Below are 5875 nucleotides of genomic sequence, written 5' to 3' on the forward strand. Positions count from 1 at the left end.
GTACTACGGTAGCGGCCACCTGCATCAACTGAACCTCGACGGCCAGTTGATCAGCGACATGGAACGCGACGACCTGCACCGCGAGGTCTACCGCACCCAGGGCAGGCTCACCAGCTGCTTCGGCTACGACCCCATGGGTCGAAAGTCCTGGCAGTTCGCGTCCACATTACCCGCCGACAAACTCTCCGGCGTGCTGGGCAGCGAAAGCCCGCAACTGCTGGTGGAACACGCCTACAACCCGATCCACCGGCGCTACCAGTACGACCCGGCCGGCGAACTGATCCGCACCCTCGACAAACTGCGTGGCGAGATTAAGTATGAATATGAAGCCAACGGCCAGTTGCACAGCCGCGACACCGGCAAGCTGGTCGACAGCGAGGAATTCCGCTACGACGCCGCCGCCAACCGCCTGAACTTCAACACCAGTCGCTTCGACCACGTGAAGGACAACCGCCTCAAACAGTGGCGTGATCAGGAGTACACCTATGATCCGTGGGGCAATCTGGTTGAAAAACGCAGTGGTCTGGCGAAATGGCAGACGTTTACCTACGATTGCGAAAACCGCCTGGTCAAAGCCGAAACGCTGGTGAACAGCCAGCTTCATAGCGCCGGCACGTACCAGTACGACAGCCTGGGGCGACGGGTTGCCAAACAGTCCGAAGCAAACGGCCAGACCGAACACAAACGCTTCCTCTGGCAAGGCCTGCGGATGCTGCGTGAAGAACAGCCGGGACAGAGCAGCCTGTACGTTTACGAGCCCGGCAGCTATGCGCCGCTGGCCCGTGTCGACCAGCGCGATGACAAACCCGAAAACACGCTTTACTACTTCCACACCGACCAGATCGGCACGCCGCTGGAGATGACCGACACCGACGGCCAGATCGTCTGGCAGGCGACGTACAAGGCGTGGGGAAGCCTCGAAGCGCTGACCGTGAACGAGGTCGAGCAGAACCTGCGTTTTCAGGGGCAGTATTTTGATGAAGAGACGGGGCTTCACTACAACACGTTCCGGTATTACGATCCGGAGGTGGGGCGGTTTGTTACGCAGGATCCGATTGGGTTGGAAGGAGGGAGTAACCTCTACCGATATGCCCCGAGTCCCATTGGATGGATTGATCCGCTCGGTCTATGTAAACGTTCTAGCAGCGGAGCTAAAGGTGTCAACAAAGCTAAGTATGACCTTGAGAGAAATGGGTATAAAGTGGTTTCCGAGGAGGTCACAATAAAGGTAAATGGCAGCAGGATACGTGCCGATATAGTTGCTCAGGACGCGCATGGGAATTACCACGTATTTGAAGTTAAGCATGGCTCTGGTGGACTTACCAAAAATCAAAAAGCCGCTGGAGTTTATAATATGTCCACGCCCAGCAATACAACATCACATCTGGGTGGAGGTACGATACAACCTTCTCAAGGCCCCCTTGGCAAATTTAAGGTAGATACTAAAGGACTGCCTGGAAAAAACCTAGGTGGCAAAGGCGCTATACATGATGCAACTTTTAACGTATTAAGGTATTGGTGACTTATGAGCAAAGAAGATCGCGCACACTTCGAAAAAGTTCTCTCAGAAGAACTTCAGGAAATTGAATGCAACAAGCTAGATGTTAAAGCCATAAAAAACGGCGTCAGATTCAAGCTTGAAAGGAAGATTGTTGCAGAGCTAGATTTCCAATACTTAGTTAAATCTCATGCTTTTAGCTTGCTAGGCCGAGTAATCGGCGGCCCAATTTATGATTGCATGTCTACAAAAAAACCGCCTTATAAGAGCAATTTATGTAGTGAGGCTTGTTACTCGTTTACGACATCTGGAAGGCAAGATAAAAAAATCAGTGATAGCATTTATGGTACTGTGAGCGTCCCAGATCCGGATAATGCTTTTGAAGTGTGCAGGGGCATTCGTGACGCCCTTGAACACTATTACATTCCTGTGTTAACGGGCTGTATTTTTCCAGACCACAGGACTATAAGCGATGTCTTTCATTCTCCAACCGACTATTCATACCCAGCTATTTTTATTCATTGCGCAGCATTACTAAATCCTTCAATTCTAGATAATGAAGCTTTTAACAAAATAAAAAACAATAAGAAAATCATCAAAAATAAAGATTATGATTTCGATCTTTTAAATAAAATCTTAAGCTCGAATTAGTTATGCAAGCCGCTCTTAAAATATATCTTTCAGGACTGCTCGGGCAAGAACACCTATTACCAGTACGACGACCGCCACCACCTCGACGCCCTCAACCAGACCACCCGGCTGGAACGCAAACCCGACGGCGAAGTGCTGCGCATCGATCACCCGGACGGCACCGCCGAAAGCTTCACCTACAACGCCCTCGGCCAGATCCTCACCCACACCGACGGCAAGTGCGCAAATCTGTAGGGCGTCCATTTGCGGTTTCACGGTCTGATAAAACGCGGCCAACGCTTTTTCCTCGGGGAGAAAATCCAGAGCATTCACACTGGTTGCTACATGAAGCAGAGCGAACGCATGTCGGTCCAAGACAAGGAAGCTTTCCAGGCTCGGATGACGAATTGTTTGATGCGTACAGAAGCGCCTATGAGAACATGGATCATATAAAGGTTGATGTATTATCGCCGAATGGCACACATGTAGTTGGTGAAAATGTCACACCAAAAGCAGCAGTCGACCTTATTGAAAACTGGCTTAAAGAAAGTGGATTGAGATAATGAGATAGAAAATTTAGACGCATTTTTGGACCAAGCATATAAGGCTAATTCTTTTAATTTCTTGCGGACCGTAGATGACTGGGATTATTTGTTAGACAAGCGAGACGAGGATGAATTTGATGCGCTGTGGGTTAAGCATCATGAAGAGCTAACATCGGTTAATTTTAAAGATTTTTCTGATGAAAGCAAAATTAAAAAACTAAGAGAGCATGCTTTTAAAGCAACTTTTCATATGACAAACAACTCTGAAGTCGCCGGATATATTTCAGATGATATAGGTTTACTGGCAGAAGCATTGTCCAAGAGAAAAATGACAACTTGGTTGGAGGCATTGTTAAGCTCATATCTTTCCGGAAGATTTCCTCACTAAATATTTGGTTCGGCGCTTGACGCATACGCCACCAGTTAAATATCTTGCTCATTTAACAATCCTTGAGGAAAAGTCTTGATTAATACTTAAATAAGCGCCAGACACAGGAACATTCCACTCGCTAATAAAAATTCTTTTTTGCCTAGAAAAATTCTTTAAAAATTTTTATTCAGACATTTTTCAGAATGAGGCTCAGTCTTATGCGCTTTTTTCAGCGGAACCACTAACATCCGCTTATCGCTGCAACGCATCGAGAACGGATTGCGCTATTTATTGCACTATACTCACGCCGATGACGGCACACTGACCCGCTAAGCAGCTACAGCCAATCGCCTGAACTTCAACACCAGCCGCTTCGAACAAGTGAAGGAAATTGGCCTCAAACATTGGCGTGATCAGGAATATACTTAAGACGCTTGGGGCAACCTTATCGAGAAGCGCAGCGGTTTGACGAAATATCAGACGTTTACCTACGACTGTGAAAACCGTCTGGTACGTGCGGGAACGATGCTCAAAAGCCAGTTACATAGCACCGGCCCGTAACTGTACTACAGCCTGGGGCGAGGAGTTGGCAAGACCTCAATAACGGACGGCAAAACCGAACACAAACGCTTCCTCTGGCAAGGCCTGCGGATGCTGCGTGAAGAACAGCCGGGACAGAGCAGCCTGTACATCTACGAGCCCGGCAGCTATGCGCCGCTGGCCCGTGTCGATCAGCGTGAAGGTGAAGCCGAAAATACGCTTCACTACTTCCACACCGACCAGATCGGTACGCCGCTGGAGATGACCGACATCGACGGCCAGATCGTCTGGCAGGCGACATACAAGGCGTGGGGTTCCATTGAAACGCTGACCGTGAACGAGGTCGAGCAGAACCTGCGGTTTCAGGGGCAGTATTTTGATGAAGAGACGGGGCTTCACTACAACACGTTCCGGTATTACGATCCGGAAGTGGGGCGGTTTATTACGCAGGATCCGATTGGGTTGTTAGGGGGAGAGAATTTATATTGTTATGCGCAAAATCCAGTCGTATGGGTAGACCCATATGGGTTATCACCTAGCCAACAACTTGCAGCTGCTATGGCTAGAGCAGGGAATACAGTTCCAAGAGGATATGCTGCCCACCATTTGATACCTACAAATGTGATAAACAGATCCAGCTTGATTCAAGAAGCGATTGGCCGAGGAATATACAATCCGAACGGTGCTAGCAATGGTTCCGCTCTTCCGACTACCGCCGCTGAATCTCTTGCATCTGGTAAGCCTCTTCACAGCGGCGGACATCTAGGCTCATACTATGATGCTGCTCGAAATCGAATATTAACTGCTCAACAAAAAATTGGCAACTTGTCTACTGCATCAGATAGCCAGATACTAAAGAAAATTAGAGCTGTAGAGCGCAGCATGAGAATGAGTTTGGGGGCTGATAGTCTATGCTTGCAAAGCACAGATCCGAGACCAAAATCTACGCGTTCAACTTGCTAGGAGGAATATCATGGAATACTACACTCTTCGTCACGAGAGTACGGATGGTAGGTTTATTGACGGCGACGTGGAGTTTTTTCCTGCGCTTAAAGATTACTACCAGGTAGGTAGAGGAAAAATTGATGCTGAAACCAAGGTGAGCCTTGTGTTAGATAAACGTGTGAAAAAATTAAAATCTGACTTCTTTCTTACGACCTGTGGCGCATTTTTTGTGTCGGAAGAAATGATGATATTATTGAGCGAGCACAATAATGATTTAGATTTCTTTGAAGCTAATGCCAGCTATTTTAGCGGAAAATTGACGGAAAAAACATACTTCCTTATTCATGCTAGCAGCAAGCTAAAGTGCTTTGATTATCAGAACTCTGAGTACTCTGGAAAATCTATGGTTTTGAGTAAGATCTCTAACGGTGAACTTCCGGATGATTATAAGGTTAGGGGGGTAAAAAAGCTTTGTATCGAAATGCGCGATGCGATAGAGCTGGATTTTTTTTTCATTGATGAGGTTATCTGCATTGATCCCTTGATTTCTGAAACTCTTGCTGATGACGCTAAAAGCAAAAAGCTTTTTTTGAATATTGAAAAAGTCTAAAGCGGGATGATCATATACATAAAATTACAAAAAGGCTTACTTGAATAGAGATAGATCGATATTTGCTCATGGTTGTTAAGCATTATGCTAATGCGCGCAAAGAGCCAGCGGCCAACTGCACAGCCGCGACACCGGCAAGCTGGTCGATAGCGAGGAATTTCGCTACGACGCCGCGGCCAACCGGCTGAACTTCAACACCAGCCGCTTCGACCACGTGAAGGACAACCGCCTTAAACAGTGGCGTGATCAGGAGTACAGCTACGACGCCTGGGGCAATCTGGTTGAAAAACGCAGCGGTCTGGCGAAATGGCAGACGTTTACCTACGACTGCGAAAACCGGCTGGTCAAAGCCGAAACGCTGGTGAACAGCCAGCTTCATAGCACCGGCACGTACCAGTACGACAGCCTGGGGAGACGGGTTGCCAAACAGTCCGAAGTAAACGGCCAGACCGAACACAAACGCTTCCTCTGGCAAGGCCTGAGGATGCTGCGCGAAGAACAGCCGGGACAGAGCAGCCTGTACGTTTACGAGCCCGGCAGCTATGCGCCGCTGGCCCGTGTCGATCAGCGTGAAGGTGAAGCCGAAAATACGCTTTACTACTTTCACACCGACCAGATCGGCACGCCGCTGGAGATGACCGACACCGACGGCCAGATCGTCTGGCAGGCGACGTACAAGGCGTGGGGTTCGATCGAAGCGCTGACCGTGAACGAGGTCGAGCAGAACCTGCGGTTTC

The 5875-nt window shown here is 48.5% G+C and carries 4 protein-coding genes and 3 pseudogenes; all 7 read left to right on the plus strand.

The window, feature by feature from the left end; genetic code table 11:
- On the plus strand, positions 1 to 1522 hold a 1522-nt coding region (locus BZK31_RS29900), incomplete at its 5' end, for an RHS repeat domain-containing protein (protein ID WP_208617228.1).
- Between the two features lie 3 nt (positions 1523 to 1525).
- Positions 1526 to 2149, plus strand: coding sequence for a hypothetical protein (locus BZK31_RS23750; RefSeq protein WP_083185731.1), 624 nt, complete (start codon positions 1526 to 1528; stop codon positions 2147 to 2149).
- Between the two features lie 27 nt (positions 2150 to 2176).
- A pseudogene (locus tag BZK31_RS23755) lies at positions 2177 to 2368 on the plus strand (RHS repeat protein); the annotation flags it as partial.
- Positions 2369 to 2716: 348 nt separating this feature from the next.
- On the plus strand, positions 2717 to 3061 hold the full coding sequence (locus BZK31_RS29550; RefSeq protein ID WP_157900783.1) for a hypothetical protein: 345 nt from the start codon (positions 2717 to 2719) through the stop codon (positions 3059 to 3061).
- 318 nt (positions 3062 to 3379) lie between these two features.
- Positions 3380 to 4546, plus strand: a pseudogene (locus BZK31_RS29765) (RHS repeat domain-containing protein); the annotation flags it as partial.
- Positions 4547 to 4556: 10 nt separating this feature from the next.
- On the plus strand, positions 4557 to 5138 hold the full coding sequence (locus BZK31_RS23775) for an imm11 family protein (RefSeq protein ID WP_083185734.1): 582 nt from the start codon (positions 4557 to 4559) through the stop codon (positions 5136 to 5138).
- A 103-nt stretch (positions 5139 to 5241) separates the two neighbouring features.
- Positions 5242 to 5875, plus strand: a pseudogene (locus BZK31_RS23780) (RHS repeat domain-containing protein); the annotation flags it as partial.

The organism is Pseudomonas floridensis (assembly GCF_002087235.1).
In the GTDB taxonomy this organism is placed as follows: Bacteria; Pseudomonadota; Gammaproteobacteria; order Pseudomonadales; family Pseudomonadaceae; genus Aquipseudomonas; species Aquipseudomonas floridensis.